The sequence below is a fragment of the Paenibacillus rhizoplanae genome, from assembly GCF_042684125.1.
Classification (GTDB): Bacteria; Bacillota; Bacilli; order Paenibacillales; family Paenibacillaceae; genus Paenibacillus_AQ; species Paenibacillus_AQ rhizoplanae.
In genome coordinates this window covers 186,466-203,769 of sequence record NZ_JBHUKY010000054.1, presented here as the reverse complement: position 1 = coordinate 203,769, position 17,304 = coordinate 186,466, and the positions used below count along the sequence as shown (strand labels likewise).

Sequence of the window (17,304 nt, the reverse complement as noted above, 5' to 3'; positions counted from 1 at the left end):
CCAGAAGGGGCTTTGCCCTGACTTTTCGGAACCTCCCGTTACCGGGAGGTTTTTTGTTGGAGTATAAGAATTACCTTCGAGGCGCTGTAAAAGATGCTTTTGCAGCCAAAACAGAGTAGAATTCTTGTCATAAGAACGGGCAAGATCACAAAAAGTAATCAAGACCTTAGAAGCGAGAGAGGAGGGGCATGATGGAAATCTATTTTTTGGGAACGAATGCCGGGGTGCCGACGCTGCAGCGCAATGTGACTTCGGTTGCGCTCCGGCTGCTTGAAGAACGGCGCACCTTCTGGATGTTCGACTGCGGGGAAGGAACACAGCATCAGGTTCTGCGTTCGCCGCTGCGGCTGGGCAAGCTGGAGAAGCTGTTTATCACCCATCTGCACGGTGATCATCTGTTTGGCCTGCCCGGACTCATCTCCAGCAGGGGCTACCAGGGCGGGACTTCACCGCTTACGGTGTACGGACCTCCCGGGCTCAAGGCATATCTGGACATATCGCTGTCTGTCAGCCAGTCCCGCATTCCTTATAAGCTGGAGATTGTGGAGCACAGCGGCGGGCTGATTTTTGAGGATGAGACCTTCAAGGTGGAAGCGGGGCTGTTGGAGCACCGGATTGACAGCTATGGCTACCGGGTCACGGAGAAGGACAGTCCGGGTAACCTGAATACAGAACTTCTCAAGAGCTATGGACTGAAGCCGGGACCGCTGTATGGCCGGTTAAAAAAAGGCGAGGACATCACTACCGATGAAGGCGTGCTAATCCGGGCGGCCGAGGTGATCCATGCTCCCAAGCGCGGACGTATCGTAGTTATTCTGGGAGATACCAGGCCTTGTGCGGGTTCACTGCCGCTGGCGCAGGATGCTGATCTCATTATTCATGAGGCGACATTTGCCCATGAACTGGCGGAAATGGCCCATCAATATCATCACAGTACAGCACGGCAAGCCGCGGAACTGGCAAGGGATGCAGGCGGGGCTGAGCTGCTGCTGACCCACTTCAGCTCGCGTTATACTTCGCAGGAGGAGCTCGCTCCGCTGCTGAAGGAAGCGCAGGAGATCTTCCCGAATACACTGCTGGCAGAGGAATTCTGCACCTTCCCGGTCTACCGGAGAACCCCGGGAAATGACCCTGGGGAATGAATTATTTTCCGGGAAAGCGCAGGAAATGACAGGGCTGTGCCAAAAACAGCCGGGGGATGCAGGAGTTCGCTAGCGTTCGACGAAGAACGTTAAATTTAAAGTAAAAGCTAAGGATTAAGGGTACGAAGCAGTAGAGAAAATGCCGAAACAAAGCGGTTAAAAATCGCAACAGGCGGGCAATAAATCCATTCGCAGCGCGCTTCCCGGAGAAGCTCCCGCTGCTCTGAAATATAGTTCATATAATTAATAATAAATAAGATGAACCACTTAGTTCTAGTCTACAGGAGGAGTTATGAACAATATCGGAGGCTTGTTAATTGATCTGGATGGCACCTTGTATCATGGCGGAAGAATGATCCCCGGGGCGCAGCAGCTGATAGAAGCGCTGCGGACAGCCGGTATCCCGTTCCTGTTTGTGACGAACAACTCTTCACGGACACCAGCCAGTGTAGCTGGACACTTACGCGCAATGGGCATTGAAGCAAAGCCGGAAGAGGTCTGCACCTCGTCGCTGGCTGCCGCCCGTTATATTGCTGGAGAATCTCCAGGAGCATCCGTGGCGATACTTGGAGAAGAGGGGCTGGTGGAAGCCTGCACAGAGGCAGGGTTAACTCTGGTCACCGAGCATCCGCAGTATGTCGTGCAGGGGATCGACCGTTCTTTTACATATGAAGCCCTGGCCCGCGCCTCGCGCTGGATTCGTGAAGGGGCCAGATTCGTCCTGACCAATCCCGACCTGATGCTTCCCTCCGATGACGGAGTGATGCCCGGTGCAGGTACGATTGGTGCAGCTATTGAAGCAGCCAGCGGTGTGGCACCCGTGGTCATCGGCAAGCCGGAGACGCATCTGGTGACGTATGCGACATCTCTGCTCGGCATCAAGCCGGAGGATGCGGTGCTGGTGGGCGACAATATGAGAACGGATATCTTGGCGGGGGCTAACGCAGGCTGCCGGACTGTGCTGGTGCTTACGGGACTTACAACCCGGGATAATCTGGAGCATTACCAGCAGCTGACCGGAGTCAAGCCTGATGAAATTTGTGCTGATTTAGCTGAACTTATGGTACTGCTCGGTGTATAATGACAAAGGTGACCTTTTGACCATCCAAGAAGGGAAGATGACAATATGCCGGAATTGCCGGAAATGGAGAATTACAGAAAGCTGCTTAGCCAACATCTAATAAATGTACCCATTACAGGGGTAACCGTAAATAGAGAAAAGACCATTAATATGGAGACTGAAGAATTCGTGAAGGGGCTGGTCGGGGCTCGAATTGTATTCGTGGAACGCCGCGCCAAGCATATCCTCTTCCACCTGCATGACGGCCGCAGACTGCTGCTGCATCTGATGCTGGGCGGACTACTGTTCTATGGTACAGAGGAAGAACGTCCTGACCGTACTACACAGGTGGAGCTGGCATTCGGTGAGCATATCCTCTACTTCATGGGACTGCGCCTGGGGTACCTGCATCTGCTAACTGTCAAGGAAGGTGAAGCGGCAATGGGGAAGCTTGGACCCGAGCTGCTGGACCGCCGGATGACGGCCGAACGCTTCGCCGGACTGCTCAAAGGGCGGCGCGGTGCGCTGAAGAGCCTGCTGGTCAACCAGCATGTAATGGCTGGAATCGGCAACTGCTATGCCGACGAGATTGCTTATGAAGCCCGGCTGCTTCCGTCTACGCTTGTTCAGAATCTGTCACCGGAAGCAGTGACCCGGCTGTACGATAGCGTGCGTAAGGTGTTGACGGATGCCACTGAAATCGGCGGGTATATGGAAATGCCGTTCATGACCGGCGACACGGTGACCGGTTCTTATAATGATGCTTGTAAAGTGTATGACCGTGAAGGCGAGCCTTGCCTGCGCGGCGGGGGAACGATAGTGAAGACAGAGCTGTCCGGACGCAAGGTATTCTATTGCCCGGATTGCCAGCATGACGCATAGCCCCTTCATAGGGGCGCATGTCAGCATACGTGGCGGGTACGGGCAGGCTGCCCGGTCCGCCAGGGAGAGCGGTGCTACATGTTTTCAGTATTTTCCGAAGAATCCGCGCAGTCTGAAGCTGAAGCCGGTAGACTACCGCGATGCAAGCAGCTGCGCAGAATACTGCCGTGAGCAGGGGATGGCTTCCATTGCCCATACCCCGTATCCGACGAATCTGGCTGCTGCTCCGGGAGACAGAGAGGTGATGACTGCCTCCCTTCGCAATGATCTGGAGATAGCGGAAGCCTGCGGATCGGTGGGCATTGTGGTGCATTTCGGACATTTTGCCGGGATGGAGCCGTTACAGGGTTATCAAAATATTATACAATGTATGAACGAGGTACTGTCAGACTGGACGGGGCATACCAAGCTGCTTCTTGAGAATATGGCAGGGAATCATGGGCATGAGGGCATGACGCCCGAAGAGCTGGTCAAGGTCCGTGAGCTCTGCCGCTACCCGGAGAAGATCGGCTTTTGCTTCGATACCTGCCATGCTTACGCTGCGGGTATCTGGAATCCGGAGCAGACGGAGGAGCTTATCATGCGCGGAGAGAGGCTGGGGTACTGGGCTAATCTGAAGGCTGTGCATTTGAATGACTCCCGGTTCCCCTACGGCTCAAGGCGGGACAGACATGCTGGGATCGGCAGCGGATATATCGGGGGAGCGGCGCTTAGCCAGCTTTTGAAGATGGAGGCCCTGGCTGATAAAGTGATCGTTATGGAAACAGAAAAGGGACCGGATGGCACGCACAGAGCGGAAATTGCTGCTGTGAGGACCTGGTTTGAGGCGGGGGAGGATTGAGGATGAAGGAAATGAATCAGCCGGAGCTGCTGGAGCTGCTGGCCACGAAGGGCGAGCCGCTTGTCCTGTTTCTGCATACCCCGCTATGCGGAACCTGTAAGGCAGCCCGGCGGATGATTGAGGTGGCGGAGCATTTGCTTCCGCCTGGTCTTTTGATTGCGGAGGGGAATGTGAATAGGCTCCCTGATCTGGTGAACACCTATCAAATCTCAAGTGTGCCTGCTCTGCTGGCCGTGTCTGCTGACCGCAGCGCTGAGCCTGAAATCATATATTCCATACACTCTGTAGAACGGGTGCTGGCATACATAAGGAGAGTGACTTCATAATGATATCTTTACAACATCTATCTCTGCGCAGGGAAGAGAGCCAGATTCTTGACGATGTATCGCTGGACATGAAGCAAGGGGAGAACTGGGTCATTCTGGGGCGTAACGGCTCCGGCAAAACCACCCTGCTGGAAATGATGACCGGCTACCTGTTCCCAAGCAAAGGCTCGGTTGAAGTGCTGGGGTACAAATACGGTCAATGCGATCTGCGTGAGGTGCGCAAGGAAATTGGTTATATCGGCCCGTCCCTGATGGAAAAGCTCTCGCTTACCGACCCTGTCTGGGAGGTTGTCGCTACTGGCGCCTATGCGTATTTACGCTTCTACGAGGAGATTCCGCAAATTGTGAAGGACCAGGCGCTTACGCTGCTGGAGGAGATGAACCTCGGCGAGCTTGCCTATCATCCGTTCGGCTTGTTATCCCAGGGGGAGCGCAAGAAGGCTATGCTGGCCCGCTGCCTGATCGCAGAGCCTAAGCTGCTTATTATGGACGAGCCTTGTGCCGGTCTGGATTTATATGAACGGGAGAAAATGCTCGCCGAAATTGACAAGCTGCGGCAGCGTAATGTTGGAGTGGTGTATGTCACGCATCATGTGGAGGAGATTGTACCGCTCTTCACTCATGTGGCGCTGATCCGTGACGGGAAGCTGGCAGGAGCCGGTCCCAAGGAAGAGGTGTTGACTCAGGAGATGCTGATGGCTACCTTTGACATTCCGGTCACGGTTGATTGGGACAACGGCCGTCCCTGGATTAAAATAAGTTCTGGAGGCACATCAATTTGAACGATTTTACGGAAGACATGCCGGAGCAGGATACTGCCCCGCAAGACAAGATTAGTTCGAGATATATCTGCACGGCGAACCATGGCTTCGCCCCCTATGCTCAGGAGGAGCTTCGCCGTCTGTTTGGAGCGGTGAAAAGCACCTTGCTGCTGCCGGGAGAAATCTTCCTGGCCACGCTTGAGGCGGAGCCTGAGGAGGTAACGCAGCGGCTGGCACAGAACCTGCCGGTCTTCCTGCGCCACATTCAGCCTGTAGATTTCCAGGATACTGGCGATCTGCCGGCTCTGGAACGGCTGGCGGTATACGTAAGCCAGCGTACGGAGCTGCAAGGGGAGAAGGTGGCGCTGCATGTCCGTAAAGGCTTGTCCTCCTTCTGGGAGCAGAGTCCTGGCGAGCTGCGCGAATGGCTGCAGGGCAGGCTTGATAGTTTGGGTGCCGAATTCACCGTGCAGGAGCCTGCTTGGGTGATCTCCGTCTATGCAGACGGCGACGCGCTATATGCCGGTGTATCCCGGCCGGAGGCGAACCTGTCCAGCTGGAATGGCGGCATGATCCGCTTCCGTAAGGATGACGGGCAGATCTCGCGGGCCAAATTCAAGCTGATGGAGGCGGAGAAGGAATTCGCCATTCCGTTCTACAGCTTCAAGAATGCGGTCGATATCGGCGCTTCCCCGGGCGGGTGGACCTCGTTCCTGCTGGAGCGCGGCCTCAAGGTTACCGCTGTTGATCCGGCGCTCATGCACGAATCCCTGCGCAAGCATCCGGCACTCAAGATTCTGCGCAAAAATGCCGGAGAGGTCAAATTCCGCGAGAATGAATTCGATCTGCTGGTCTGCGATATGAGCTGGAGCCCCAAGCTGATGGCCAAGCTGGTCACAGAGCTGCTGCACAGCCTGACACCGGGCGGCAGCGCAATTGTTACCGTGAAGCTGATGCATAAGAAGCCAATGGCGATGATCAATGAGATTATCACCCTGTTTGAAGGCCAGCGGATGCAGGTTCAGCGCGCGAAGCAGCTGTTCCACAACCGGGATGAGATTACACTTTATATGATTAAGTATTAATTCATATTTGCAGGATTAAGGGAAAGCATCCCGCAGTCTGCACCTCCGGCTTCGTGCCGGTTCGGGTGCGGGCAGTGGGGGCTTTTTTGCGTTACACATCATTCTATAAGAACAGGCGGGGAAGAGATGGAATTCACAGGAAAGTTAAGTCCCGGACAGATCCTGGGCGGGCGCTATTATGTAACCGGGCTGATAGGGACGGGTGGAATGAGCCGGGTATATCTGGCGGAGGATGAACGGCTGCCCGGCATGCTGCGTGCCATTAAAGAGAGCGTAATCCGGGAGGGGAGTTATGGTGCAGGAGCCATTCAGGCGGAAGCGGAGCTGTTAATCTCACTGCATCACCCCCTGCTGCCGCGGATTGCGGATTTCTTCCCGCCGGACTCTGACGGCTACACCTACCTGGTGATGGATTATATTGAGGGCATCACCCTGCATCAATATATGGCAGAGCAGCCCGCTGCAATGACGGGAGAGCGAATCCTCAGCTATGCCCGGCAGCTGCTGGAGGTGCTGCATTATTTGCACAGCCATCAGCCGCCAATCATCTACCGGGATCTCAAGCCTTCGAATATCATGCTGACTGGAGAGCATGAACTGAAGGTCATTGATTTCGGGATTGCGCGCAGGTTGAGGAGCAGCGCTGGTGAGGACACGGAGAAGCTAGGAACAGCCGGATTCGCTGCCCCGGAGCAATATGGCGGCGGGCAGAGCAGCCCGGTGTCGGATCTGTACGGACTTGGCGCGCTGCTGCTGTATATGGCCTCCGGCGGTGAGTTCAGCGCGTGGCAGCCCGGGATGGAGCGCAAGCTGCAGGGTCAGCTCCCGGACCGGATGATTCCGGTCATCAGACGGCTGCTGCGGTATCATCCGGAGGAACGGTATGGCAGTGCTGAGGAGGTAAGAGCGGCCCTCAAGCAGCTGGAAACTGGCGGTGCGGGGGAAGCAAGGTATAAGCGGGCGCTAATGCGCAAGGCTGCGGAAAACATACAATCGCAGCATTCCGCTGTTGTGGTGGCTGTATTAGGGGTATCCCCCGGGCTAGGGACCACGCATACCTCGCTTGCTGTCAGCCGCTGCCTGTCGCCCGCGGGACGGACGGCATGGGTAGACGGAAGTCCCGGTTCGCAGGTATTTAACCGCATGAAGGAAATGGCGGGGAGCCCTGAAAATAAGCGGTGTTCAGGGGACACAGGCGCAACCGTTCACCTGGATGGGTGTGGACTACTGGAAGCTTGCCCCTTCGGAGGGACTCCCGCAGCTGCCGGATCAAGCCTATGCTTACATCGTCCTGGATCTTGGAACCGGCGGAAGTGAGGGGGCGCTGGAAGCGTTCACCGGCAGCAGGTGCCCGTTATTGATCGCCTCCGGTGCAGACTGGCGCCTGGAGGATACTCTGCACTGGCTGCGCCGCAGAGGTCTGACTCCCCGGCCGGAATGGCAGATCGGTCTGCCGCTGGCCGGGGAGCATACGGTGGCGCTGCTGGCTTCTCTGCTTGAGCCTGCCAGCGTATGCAGCCTGCCGCTTCAGCAGGACCCTTTTCAGAGCAAAGGCAAGCTGATTCAGGCCATCAGGGCAATGTTTGGACCGATGAAGGGTGGCCGTTTTCCTGCAAAACACATTGGAATATTTCAGAAAAAAAGTTGAACTCTCAGGTTTTTTCGGCTGTTTTTCAGAAATTAGGCTTAATTTCTATTTCGGAGCAGGGTGAAGTTGTGCTAAAATGTAGTGATATCTATAAGTTATGGACCTCTTAGTATTTACAATATAGACAGGAGCTTGCGGAGAAATTATGAGTTTACTTAGTGTAGAAGACGTTTCCCACAATTTTGGGGACCGGGTGTTGTTCAAGGATGTGTCTTTCCGTCTGCTGGATGGAGAGCATGTAGGTATTGTAGGCGCGAACGGCGTAGGCAAATCGACGCTGATGAATATTTTGACCGGCAAATTATTGAAGGACAACGGCAAGGTGGAATGGACGCCGCGGGTCCGTTATGGATATCTGGATCAGCATACCCTGCTTACCGCCGGTAAAACCGTACGCGATGTGCTTAAGGATGCATTTCTGCCGCTGCTGGAGCTGGAGCACGAGATGCTGGCGATTACCGATAAAATGGGGGAGGCAACTCCCGAGGAGCTGGACCTGTTGCTTGAGCAGATGGGCGACATTCAGGAGCAGCTTGATATCGGTGACTTTTACCTCATTGATGTGAAGGTTGAAGAAATGGCGAACGGACTGGGCCTGACGGCGATCGGTCTGGACCGGGATGTCACTTCCCTCAGCGGGGGACAGCGGACCAAGGTACTGCTGGCGAAGCTGCTGCTGGAGAAACCGAATGTACTGCTGCTCGATGAGCCTACCAACTATCTCGATGTGGAGCATATTGACTGGCTGTCGAATTATCTGAAGCAATATCCGTATGCCTTCATGCTGATCTCCCATGATACGGAATTCATGAATAAAGTGGTCGATGTGATCTATCATCTGGAGTTCTCCAAGCTGACCCGCTATACGGCCAATTACGAGAAATTCCTGGAGATGGCGGGGATGAACAAGGCCCAGCATATTGATGCGTACGAGAAGCAGCAGGATTTCATCAAAAAGCAGGAGGATTTCATCCAGCGCAACAAAGCGCGTGCCTCCACTTCGGGCCGGGCCAAGAGCCGTGAGAAGCAGCTTGGCAAGATGGAGCGGATCGACAAGCCGGAAGAGGCGATGAAGCCTACGTTCCAGTTCAAGGAGAGCCGGGCCAGCGGCAAGACCGTGTTCGAGGGCGTTGATTTCGAGATTGGGTATGACCGCCCGTTGCTGCCAAGCAAGCTGAATATGATGATTGAACGCGGAGAGAAGATTGCGATTGTCGGCTACAATGGGGTCGGTAAATCTACGCTGCTCAAAACCATCCTGGGTGTCATCCCTACGTACAGCGGAAAAACCTACTTGGGAGATTACCTGAGTTCAGCGTATTTCCAGCAGGAAATGAAGGCGGAGAATATCACGCCGATTGAAGATGTGTGGAGTGAATTCTCCGGTCTGACCCAGAATGAAGTGCGTGGACATCTGGCGCGCTGCGGGCTGAAAAACGAACATATTACCCGTCCGCTCAGCATGCTGAGCGGCGGTGAGCAGGCCAAGGTACGCCTGTGCAAGCTGCTGATGCGCGAGAGCAACTGGATTCTGTTCGATGAGCCTACGAATCACCTTGATATTGTGGCCAAGGCTGAGCTTAAGCGGGCGCTCCAGGAATACAAGGGCACAATTCTGCTGGTATCCCATGAACCGGAATTTTACGAGGATTGGGTGACGAAGGTCTGGAATGTAGAGCAGTGGTCTGCACAGACCGTATAACAATGGATTCCGGGAAAAGTGGAGGTTTGCGCTTTTCCCGTTTTTTTACCAATAACCTAAGTACATAGGGGGCTGTTCAGAGATGGGTCCTAATCAAAACACGCCAGTTCCTGCTTCATTAGCCGGCAGGGACGGGAGATATTCAAGACAGGTCCGCTTCACGCCGTTCGGCGCAGCAGGACAAAAGGGGCTGTCACGCTCCAGTGTGCTGGTCGTTGGCATGGGGGCGCTGGGGACTGGCATTGCCGAGACCTTAGCCCGCTGCGGGGTAGGACGGCTTATACTGGTGGACCGTGACTATGTGGAGTGGAGCAATTTGCAGCGCCAGCAGTTGTACACGGAAGAAGACGCCCGTGTGCGCACGCCCAAGGCGGCTGCAGCCCGTACCCGGCTGATGGCAGTCAATTCGGAGATTGTGATTGAGGCCCATGTGCTGGATGTGCGTGCAGAGGAGCTGGAGAGCCTGCTCCCCGGCGTGGATCTGATTATGGACGGAACGGATAACTTCGACACCCGGCTGATCATCAATGACCTGGCGCAAAAGCACGGCATCCCCTGGATCTACGGAGCCTGTGTGGGAAGTTACGGCATTACATATACCATTTTGCCGGGGGAGACCCCCTGTCTGAATTGTCTGCTGGGGACGATCCCGCTGGGCGGGGATACCTGCGATACGGCGGGGATTCTTCCGCAAGCGGTGCAGCTGGTAACAGCGAATGGAACTGCGGAGGCGCTGAAGCTGCTCGGTGGATATAAGGACAAGCTGCGCGGCAAGCTGCTGACCTTCGATGTCTGGCGTAATGAGCAGCAGGAGATTGGCGTCAAGACGGCGAAGAAGACGGACTGTCCCTCTTGTGGTGAATCACGCAGCTATCCGTATCTGTCGGCGGCTAACACAGAGCGCAGCGATGTGCTGTGCGGCAGGGATACGGTGCAGATCCGTCCGGCACACCGCAGAAGTCTTGATCTGGAGGAGACGGCCGCCCGCTTGTCCAGGCTGACTAGCGGCAAGGTGGAGAGCAATCCGTATCTGGTTTCTTTTACTGAGGAGCCGTACCGGATGGTTGTGTTCGCAGACGGGAGAGCCTTAATACATGGAACCAGTGATATCGCTGCTGCCCGCAGTTATTATCACCGGTATTTCGGTTAAATGGAGGAGAAACGCAATGAACAAAGGAACCATCCGTCATATGGCTGTATTTACACTGAAATCCGCTCCGGATTCGGAGGAGACCAGAGCTTTCCTGCGGGACGGAGCTGAGATTCTTAGCGCTATTCCGGTGGTGGAGAATTTCGAGGTGCTGCGTCAGGTCAGCGCCAAGTGTGAGCACCAGTACGGCTTCTCGATGGAGTTCGCCGATCAGGCGGCTTATGATGCCTACAATAATCATCCGGCGCACCAGGCATTTGTAACAGAACGCTGGGACATTCAGGTGGCTGCATTCCAGGAGATCGATTTCGTACAAATATAGGTACCGTCCTTTAAAAGGACGGCAAAGCCGTTTCCGCTTGTGTAAGGTTATAATTAATGCCGTAAAGAGACCATTCCCCCGAATGGTCTCTTTGTTTTGCGGGAATTCTAAGCATCATCTGCGGCGGCACAGCCGGTGCAAGACTGGTAGAGGGGGACTATCCCGGTGAATGAAAAGATAGCATGGTACATACCCGGACCGCACCCGGATAGCCTTGAAGCTGATGCTGACGATCGGGATTCCGGCCATGCCGGGCTTGAGGAGGCCATCCATAGCCTTGGAATGACAACAGCAATAAGCGAAGACCTGGATAGTCTTCGCTTATTGCTCTCAGGCGGTGAGCCTGTGCTTCTGCTCGCGGAGCTGGATGAACCCGGAGGCTGGGCGGGCTGGGAAGCCGTCTCGGAGGTGCGGAAGGAGGGGATGATTCTGCCGGTGATGGTCCTATCCTGGGACGCATCTGGGATGAAAGGGGAAGCGGCTGTCTCCGTCTTCGATGCCGGAGGCAACGAATATATGGAGAAGCCTGTACATACCGGTGAGTTCAAACGCAGAATTTTGAATTTACTTAAGCTTACAGGCCGCCGGAGAGATACGGCCTCGCTGCTTAAGGTGGACGGATTGCTCCTCGATCCCGGCCGCCGGCAGGTCAGCCGGGATGGAACGGAGCTGAAGATGACCCCCAAGGAGTTTGATCTGCTGTATTATCTGGCAGAGAATCTGGGTGAAGTCTGTCCCCGTGCTGAGATATTACAGCAGGTATGGGGGTATCATTTTCATGCGGACACCAATGTGGTGGATGTGTACATCCGGCATCTGCGGCTGAAGGTGGATAAAGGACGCCGGAATAAACTGATTCATACGGTGCGTGGAACCGGATATGTACTGCGGACACCGGAGAGCGGGGCCACAAGCTGACGGCCGCTGCGAAGCAGCTCTCCGGTTATTAGGATTTGTACACTCTTGGTACAAGCTACATTTGAACTTCGCGCTGTTACAGTACGCGGCGTGATTTCAGGTAGGTTTTTTTCCAGTTCCCTGAATTCAGATCTGAAATGGTCACGCCGGGTGAGCCGTAAGTGTGAAGAATCTTGCCATTGCCGGCATATACAGCCACATGGGTTACGTTCTTGCCGTTGGCCCGGCTTCCGCTGGAGAAGAACACCAGATCGCCGACACGCAGATTGGCTTTGCTGACCGATTTACCCATTTTAGATTGGGCTACGGACGTACGGGGCAGATCTACCCCATATTTTTTAAAAATATATCGAGTAAAGGAGGAGCAGTCAAAATAACGTGTAGTCGAAGTGGAGGCACCGAACTGGTAACGCGTACCCAGGTACTTTTTGCCGAAGCTAACCACTTTGGAACCGGCAGCAGATGCGGATACGGAATCGGCAGATACAGAATCAGCGGATACAGCTGAAGCGGCGGCAGGGGCTGTTCCTGCTCCGGTTGCGAGTAAGGTACTGAACCCGATTGTAGTGCACAGACCAATTGTCATTGCTTGCTTGAACCATTGTTGCTTATTCATGTTGTATACCTCCAAGGTTGTAATGAATTCTAGTAATTTCGTTCGTCTGATTCGTAGTATAGCAGGTTATGGCAGACCTAAATTATGGAAGAGAGGGGCTAAATGCAGGCGGGATATACAATGTAAGCGTTTTATTAAAATCGCATTAAAAGTTACAAAATATTAATATTTAGATAATTTGCTACACAAAAAAAGCCGAAAAACCCTTTAATATCAAGGGGTTTCCCGACTTTAAGATTTTGAAACAAAGGTTACAGCGATGTCTCCAAAGATCTATGTATTCAGTCCTTGCTCTGAATAATCAGCAGAAGTCCGCTCTCAATTTGAACGGTTCCACTGCGCTCCAGCAGCACATTGCTTACCGCCAGAGACTGGCCTAACTTGAGCGTGGCATTCTCCAAAGGATATTGGAAGCCCTGCAGGGTAATTCCTGTAACCTCGGGAGTCAGAGGCAGCAAGGAGACATAAGTATACCCTAGTTCCTCCACAACCGCCTGTGAACCTGTAAGCGTAATATAGTTGTTCGCATCCATAATAGAGCAGGCTACCTGCCGCTGCAGTGCTCTTGTCATCATCTGAATACTGGCCAGTGTATGGTCCATGCGGGAACCCGTTACCCCGATCATCAGAATAGACTGCGGCTGGAGGTTCAGGGCAAGATCCAGGGCCATTTCACTGTCGGTAAGGTCTTTGTTGACCGGATCACAGCTTATAGTCTCCTTGCTTCCCGCCTGAATCCGCTCTAAGGACTCAGGAGAGACGGAATCGAAATCACCAACGGCAAGCTGGGGGGTGAATCCATGGTCAATCAGGAACAGTGCCCCCCGGTCAGCCCCGATAATAAAATCTTCTTCATCTAATAAGTGCAGGCACTCCGCTGTCAGTTCACCGCCTGCAACGATTACGATACGCCCGGATGGCAATAGATTCCCCTCCTTGTTGTACATTTAAGTTCATCATCCTGAACAGTATATAGCAGTTTCAAAAGTTGTACAATTGCCGCGCTGACGCTAAAATAAGGTTAGTGCGGTTCGCTGCACCCATCCGTCATGGATGATAAGGATGCTAGATCGCAGGAGGTGAGAGGGATCGTTAACGTGTTGTTTGTATGTCTGGGGAATATTTGCAGGTCGCCGATGGCAGAAGCTGTGCTGCGCAATAAGATTGAGCAGCGTCAGCTTGCGGATCAGATCACTGTGGATTCTGCAGGAACCGGAGACTGGCATATCGGGAAAGCGCCGCATGAAGGAACAAGGCGTATTCTTGATCTGCATGGCATCAGCTATGAGAATATGAGAGCAAGACTGGTAGCCGGTGAGGATTTCGAGAAATTCGAATACATCATCTGCATGGACAAGTCCAATGGAGAGAATGTGCGCAAAATTCCCGGCGGTGAGCAGTCGACGCTGCTGTTCTTCATGGACCTGCTGCCTGATGAGGAGCTGCGTGAAGTACCTGACCCGTATTTCACCGGAAATTTCGAGCAGGTCTATGATTTAATAAATGCCGGTTGTGATGTGCTGCTGGAACGGATTATTCAGGAGAAGCTACAGCAGGCATAGTGCTACAGCCGGACCGGTTGCCGTCCTCATGATTGAAGGATCGGCACCGTGCGTCCGTCTGGCGATGAAAGCGTAGTCAATCATGCCGCATACATAAGTTCGTAAGATGTTCACTTTTGGGGTTCTATTTGCTGTTTCAGGAGCTGAAGAAATAGAGTAATGATTCCGGGAGCTCTTTTTGCCAAAAACCCCAAAGATGCTGGCCATCCTTCTCGCGGTAGGATACGGTGGCTCCTTTGGATTCAAGCATTGCCTTGGTCTCCCGGTTCATTTCAACGAAATCATAGACTCCGGTATCGGTCTTGTAGTCTCTCTCTTGAAGCCCGACAACCATATTGATCTGAAGCCAGGAGAGATCCTCTTCTTGTGCTATCAGCTCACGGGTCTCTGGATAGTAAGCACCGGAGAGGCTGAGCACACGGCTGAACAATCCCGGATAGGCCAGCGCGAGGTGGAGGGAGACACTGCCGCCAAGGGAATCACCGGCTACGATTCGTTCCCCGGGTGTACGCCGGACAGGATAATTATGTTCAATGTAGGGAATAATCTCTTCGGCGAAGCATGCGAGGTACTGCTTGAAGCGGCTGCCGAACGGAGCGTATTCGGCGGTGCGGACAGCCACGTTGACTTCAACGCCCACTATAATGAAGGGTTCCACATCCTGCTCCAGAATCAGCTGGCCTGCAAGGGTAGCAATCCGGCCGAAGTTGAAGAATTCTTCCCCATCCTGGCAGTAGATGACGGGATAGCTGAGTACTTCATTATATCCGGGGGGAAGATAGATACGCAGCTTGCGCTCTTCCTGCAGGTGTTCGCTCCACAGTGTTTGTTTCACAATTGTACGTTTCAGAAAAACAGGTTCGCTCATTGTCAAATCGTCGCCTTTCATGTCGAATTTTTTGCTTAAAACTTAGTGTTACGTTAAAAATACCCAAGCAGAGAATGTGGGATATATCATTTACTTGATAAATATCCTTTAATCTGTTATAGGATATTAAAACGCCTGTTATACATACAAAATTTATGGAAACATAAATTTTATGCGTATTTCTTTGACGAAACAGATACAACAGGTGTATAATAATTCTATAACAGAGACCACTGATATTCAAATTTTTTTATTGAGGTGAAGATAATGACTAAGGTTCCCTATGAAGTGTATACAGAGGACGTTGAGGCCCTTTCGGTTCTTTCCCCGGATGGAGAAATTATCAACAAGGAAATGATGCCTGACCTTACCGACGACCAACTGAAAGAAATTATGTACCGTATGGTATTTACCCGTACCTGGGATGACCGTGCTGTCAATCTGGGTCGCCAAGGCCGTCTGGGCTTCTATGCACCGGTATCCGGACAAGAAGCGACAATGATCGGCAGCGAGTTCGCTCTGCAGAAGGAAGACTTCGTCTGCCCGGGCTACCGCGATATTCCGCAGCTCGTATGGCATGGACTTCCATTATATCAGGCTTTCCTGTATTCCCGCGGACATCAGCATGGCGGACAGATTCCTGAAGGCGTTAATGTACTTATGCCGCAGATCATTATCGGAGCACAGATCCTTCATGCTACCGGTATTGCTATGGGCTTCAAATTGAAGAAACAGCAGAACGTTGCGATCACATACACCGGTGACGGCGGTTCGTCTGAAGGCGACTTCTACGAAGGCCTTAACTATGCAGGAGTCTTTAAGCTGCCGGTGATCTTCTTTGTTCAGAACAACGGCTATGCCATCACCACTCCGTTCTCGAAGCAGACGGCAGCGAAATCCATCGCCCACAAGGCGGTTGCCGCAGGGATTCCCGGAATCAAGATCGACGGTATGGACGTATTTGCAGTAATCGCTGCTGTACAGCAGGCTGCTGAACGTGCCCGTAAGGGTGAAGGTGCGACGCTGATTGAAGCAGTAACTTACCGTTTCCGTCCGCATTCCCTGTCCGACGATGCCAGTAAGTACCGTACGAAGGAAGAAGAAGGACAATGGAATGAGAAAGATCCGATTGCCCGTCTTGCCAAGTACCTGGAGAAAAAAGGCCTCTGGACCGAAGAAGACACTCTGCGCGTAAGAGAAGAAGCGAAAGCTACTGTAAACGAGCAGATTAAAAAAGCAGAACAGACCGAAAAAATGACCATTCCCGGCTTGATCGACAGCATGTTCGAGGTAACTCCGAAACATCTTGAAGAACAAAAAGCCGATTTTGAATAAGGGGGATATCAGGCAATGGCACAGATGAATATGAAAGAAGCAATCCGTGACGCAATGCGCGTTGAACTGACTCGTGACCCTAATGTTCTTATCTTCGGAGAAGACGTTGGTAATGTTGGCGGCGTATTCCGTGTAACGGAAGGGCTGCAGAAGGAATTTGGCGAAGAACGCGTATTCGATACACCTCTGGCAGAGTCCGCTATTGGCGGTTTGGCCTTCGGTCTCGGCGTACAGGGCTTCCGTCCGATTGCCGAAATCCAGTTCGTGGGCTTCATCTTTGAAGCTCTTGATCAGATCGTTATTCAGGCGGCTCGCCTGCGCTGGCGTTCCGGGGGCAGATTTAATGCTCCTGTAGTCTTCCGCACTCCATTCGGCGGCGGCGTTAAAGCTGCTGAACTTCATACCGATTCCCTTGAAGGCCTGATTGCCCAGAGTCCGGGGATCAAGGTGGTTATTCCTTCCAACCCTTACGATGCCAAAGGACTGCTGATCGCTTCGATCCGCGATAATGACCCTGTATTCTTCATGGAACACTTGAATCTGTACCATGCTTTCCGTGCAGAAGTGCCTGAAGGTGAATATACCGTTGAACTTGGTAAAGCTAATGTAGTACGCGAAGGTACGGATGTCTCCATTATTACCTACGGCCTAATGGTGCATACTGCTACCAAAGCGGCTGATCAGCTTGAGAAGGACGGCATCAAAGCCGAAATTATCGACCTGCGTACCGTTAGCCCGATTGATATCGACACCATTGTTGCTTCTATTAAGAAGACCAACCGTGCGATTGTTGTACAAGAAGCGCAGAAGAGCTCTGGCGTAGCCGCAGAGGTCATTGCTCAGATTAACGAAAAAGCTCTGCTGCACCTGGAAGCCCCAGTGCTTCGTGTAGCAGGTCCTGATACGATCTACCCATTCGCACAAATCGAAGATACCTGGATTCCTACACCTGCACGCGTCATTGCGGCAGTTAAGAAAGTCATGGAATTCTAGGAAGTAACGACCTTGCCGTCCTTGAAAAAGGGCGGCAGCCGTTTCTGCGATTGACGGAATAGCTCGGAAGATCTCAACATAACTTTTAGGAGG

General features: G+C 53.1%; 19 protein-coding genes. 16 read left to right on the top strand and 3 right to left on the bottom strand.

Annotated features, from left to right (window positions below; genetic code table 11):
* Positions 1 to 191 precede the first annotated feature (191 nt).
* From rnz to ACFSX3_RS24460, 13 genes are all read left to right on the top strand, one after another.
* Positions 192 to 1,142, top strand: a complete 951-nt coding sequence (gene rnz, locus ACFSX3_RS24520; protein ID WP_209989729.1) for a ribonuclease Z — start codon at positions 192 to 194, stop codon at positions 1,140 to 1,142.
* Positions 1,143 to 1,434: 292 nt separating this feature from the next.
* Complete coding sequence (locus ACFSX3_RS24515) at positions 1,435 to 2,223, top strand: TIGR01457 family HAD-type hydrolase (protein WP_209989732.1); 789 nt, start codon at positions 1,435 to 1,437, stop codon at positions 2,221 to 2,223.
* 45 nt (positions 2,224 to 2,268) lie between these two features.
* On the top strand, positions 2,269 to 3,084 hold the full coding sequence (locus ACFSX3_RS24510) for an Fpg/Nei family DNA glycosylase (protein WP_209989737.1): 816 nt from the start codon (positions 2,269 to 2,271) through the stop codon (positions 3,082 to 3,084).
* The gene (locus tag ACFSX3_RS24505) at positions 3,074 to 3,925 is read left to right on the top strand and encodes a deoxyribonuclease IV (RefSeq protein WP_209989740.1); all 852 of its coding nucleotides are present in this window, start codon (positions 3,074 to 3,076) and stop codon (positions 3,923 to 3,925) included. Before ACFSX3_RS24510 ends, ACFSX3_RS24505 begins: the two co-directional genes overlap by 11 nt.
* Before the next feature lie 2 nt (positions 3,926 to 3,927).
* Complete coding sequence (locus ACFSX3_RS24500) at positions 3,928 to 4,251, top strand: thioredoxin family protein (protein ID WP_209989742.1); 324 nt, start codon at positions 3,928 to 3,930, stop codon at positions 4,249 to 4,251.
* Complete coding sequence (locus ACFSX3_RS24495; protein ID WP_209989744.1) at positions 4,251 to 5,033, top strand: ABC transporter ATP-binding protein; 783 nt, start codon at positions 4,251 to 4,253, stop codon at positions 5,031 to 5,033. The genes ACFSX3_RS24500 and ACFSX3_RS24495 overlap by 1 nt, the downstream gene beginning before the upstream one ends.
* A gap of 17 nt (positions 5,034 to 5,050) precedes the next feature.
* A complete protein-coding gene (locus ACFSX3_RS24490; protein ID WP_209990214.1) occupies positions 5,051 to 6,097 on the top strand; it encodes an SAM-dependent methyltransferase in 1,047 nt (348 codons plus the stop codon).
* Between the two features lie 126 nt (positions 6,098 to 6,223).
* The gene (locus ACFSX3_RS24485; RefSeq protein ID WP_209989747.1) at positions 6,224 to 7,414 is read left to right on the top strand and encodes a serine/threonine protein kinase; all 1,191 of its coding nucleotides are present in this window, start codon (positions 6,224 to 6,226) and stop codon (positions 7,412 to 7,414) included.
* The gene (locus tag ACFSX3_RS24480) at positions 7,317 to 7,745 is read left to right on the top strand and encodes a hypothetical protein (RefSeq protein ID WP_209989750.1); all 429 of its coding nucleotides are present in this window, start codon (positions 7,317 to 7,319) and stop codon (positions 7,743 to 7,745) included. Before ACFSX3_RS24485 ends, ACFSX3_RS24480 begins: the two co-directional genes overlap by 98 nt.
* 145 nt (positions 7,746 to 7,890) lie before the next feature.
* A complete protein-coding gene (locus ACFSX3_RS24475; RefSeq protein WP_209989753.1) occupies positions 7,891 to 9,447 on the top strand; it encodes an ABC-F family ATP-binding cassette domain-containing protein in 1,557 nt (518 codons plus the stop codon).
* 82 nt (positions 9,448 to 9,529) lie between these two features.
* Positions 9,530 to 10,597 (top strand): ThiF family adenylyltransferase, encoded by a 1,068-nt coding sequence (locus ACFSX3_RS24470; protein WP_209989756.1) that lies wholly within the window; start codon positions 9,530 to 9,532, stop codon positions 10,595 to 10,597.
* 16 nt (positions 10,598 to 10,613) lie between these two features.
* Positions 10,614 to 10,919 carry a Dabb family protein gene (locus ACFSX3_RS24465; protein WP_209989759.1) on the top strand — a complete coding sequence of 102 codons (306 nt, stop codon included), beginning with the start codon at positions 10,614 to 10,616 and terminating at the stop codon, positions 10,917 to 10,919.
* A gap of 165 nt (positions 10,920 to 11,084) precedes the next feature.
* Positions 11,085 to 11,837 (top strand): winged helix-turn-helix domain-containing protein, encoded by a 753-nt coding sequence (locus ACFSX3_RS24460; RefSeq protein ID WP_209989762.1) that lies wholly within the window; start codon positions 11,085 to 11,087, stop codon positions 11,835 to 11,837.
* A 76-nt stretch (positions 11,838 to 11,913) separates the two neighbouring features.
* On the opposite strand, the gene ACFSX3_RS24455 is transcribed toward ACFSX3_RS24460, so the two are convergent.
* Complete coding sequence (locus ACFSX3_RS24455) at positions 11,914 to 12,453, bottom strand: C40 family peptidase (RefSeq protein ID WP_209989765.1); 540 nt, start codon at positions 12,451 to 12,453, stop codon at positions 11,914 to 11,916.
* A 281-nt stretch (positions 12,454 to 12,734) separates the two neighbouring features.
* Positions 12,735 to 13,376: a thiamine diphosphokinase gene (locus ACFSX3_RS24450; RefSeq protein WP_209990216.1), complete on the bottom strand. Its 642-nt coding sequence runs from the start codon at positions 13,374 to 13,376 to the stop codon at positions 12,735 to 12,737.
* Between the two features lie 165 nt (positions 13,377 to 13,541).
* On the opposite strand from ACFSX3_RS24450, the gene ACFSX3_RS24445 reads away from it, so the two are divergent.
* Entirely contained in the window at positions 13,542 to 14,015 is a 474-nt protein-coding gene (locus ACFSX3_RS24445; RefSeq protein ID WP_209990219.1) for a low molecular weight protein-tyrosine-phosphatase, read from the top strand.
* 136 nt (positions 14,016 to 14,151) lie between these two features.
* Here the strand turns inward: ACFSX3_RS24445 and ACFSX3_RS24440 are convergent, their stop codons facing one another.
* Positions 14,152 to 14,883 (bottom strand): alpha/beta hydrolase, encoded by a 732-nt coding sequence (locus ACFSX3_RS24440; RefSeq protein ID WP_209989767.1) that lies wholly within the window; start codon positions 14,881 to 14,883, stop codon positions 14,152 to 14,154.
* A gap of 267 nt (positions 14,884 to 15,150) precedes the next feature.
* Between ACFSX3_RS24440 and pdhA the strand changes: the two genes are divergently transcribed.
* Both pdhA and ACFSX3_RS24430 read left to right on the top strand, forming a co-directional pair.
* Positions 15,151 to 16,218 carry a pyruvate dehydrogenase (acetyl-transferring) E1 component subunit alpha gene (gene pdhA / locus ACFSX3_RS24435; RefSeq protein ID WP_209989771.1) on the top strand — a complete coding sequence of 356 codons (1,068 nt, stop codon included), beginning with the start codon at positions 15,151 to 15,153 and terminating at the stop codon, positions 16,216 to 16,218.
* 15 nt (positions 16,219 to 16,233) lie between these two features.
* Positions 16,234 to 17,211 carry an alpha-ketoacid dehydrogenase subunit beta gene (locus ACFSX3_RS24430; RefSeq protein WP_209989773.1) on the top strand — a complete coding sequence of 326 codons (978 nt, stop codon included), beginning with the start codon at positions 16,234 to 16,236 and terminating at the stop codon, positions 17,209 to 17,211.
* The last annotated feature ends 93 nt before the right edge of the window (positions 17,212 to 17,304 follow it).

Bases quoted from the DNA above. Each gene is read 5' to 3' on its own strand.
- rnz (WP_209989729.1), top strand. From the start codon at position 192: ATGGAAATCTATTTTTTGGGAACGAATGCCGGGGTGCCGACGCTGCAG.
- ACFSX3_RS24515 (WP_209989732.1), top strand. From the start codon at position 1,435: ATGAACAATATCGGAGGCTTGTTAATTGATCTGGATGGCACCTTGTAT.
- ACFSX3_RS24510 (WP_209989737.1), top strand. From the start codon at position 2,269: ATGCCGGAATTGCCGGAAATGGAGAATTACAGAAAGCTGCTTAGCCAA.
- ACFSX3_RS24505 (WP_209989740.1), top strand. From the start codon at position 3,074: ATGACGCATAGCCCCTTCATAGGGGCGCATGTCAGCATACGTGGCGGG.
- ACFSX3_RS24500 (WP_209989742.1), top strand. From the start codon at position 3,928: ATGAAGGAAATGAATCAGCCGGAGCTGCTGGAGCTGCTGGCCACGAAG.
- ACFSX3_RS24495 (WP_209989744.1), top strand. From the start codon at position 4,251: ATGATATCTTTACAACATCTATCTCTGCGCAGGGAAGAGAGCCAGATT.
- ACFSX3_RS24490 (WP_209990214.1), top strand. From the start codon at position 5,051: ATGCCGGAGCAGGATACTGCCCCGCAAGACAAGATTAGTTCGAGATAT.
- ACFSX3_RS24485 (WP_209989747.1), top strand. From the start codon at position 6,224: ATGGAATTCACAGGAAAGTTAAGTCCCGGACAGATCCTGGGCGGGCGC.
- ACFSX3_RS24475 (WP_209989753.1), top strand. From the start codon at position 7,891: ATGAGTTTACTTAGTGTAGAAGACGTTTCCCACAATTTTGGGGACCGG.
- ACFSX3_RS24470 (WP_209989756.1), top strand. From the start codon at position 9,530: ATGGGTCCTAATCAAAACACGCCAGTTCCTGCTTCATTAGCCGGCAGG.
- ACFSX3_RS24465 (WP_209989759.1), top strand. From the start codon at position 10,614: ATGAACAAAGGAACCATCCGTCATATGGCTGTATTTACACTGAAATCC.
- ACFSX3_RS24455 (WP_209989765.1), bottom strand. From the start codon at position 12,453: ATGAATAAGCAACAATGGTTCAAGCAAGCAATGACAATTGGTCTGTGC.
- ACFSX3_RS24440 (WP_209989767.1), bottom strand. From the start codon at position 14,883: ATGAGCGAACCTGTTTTTCTGAAACGTACAATTGTGAAACAAACACTG.
- pdhA (WP_209989771.1), top strand. From the start codon at position 15,151: ATGACTAAGGTTCCCTATGAAGTGTATACAGAGGACGTTGAGGCCCTT.
- ACFSX3_RS24430 (WP_209989773.1), top strand. From the start codon at position 16,234: ATGGCACAGATGAATATGAAAGAAGCAATCCGTGACGCAATGCGCGTT.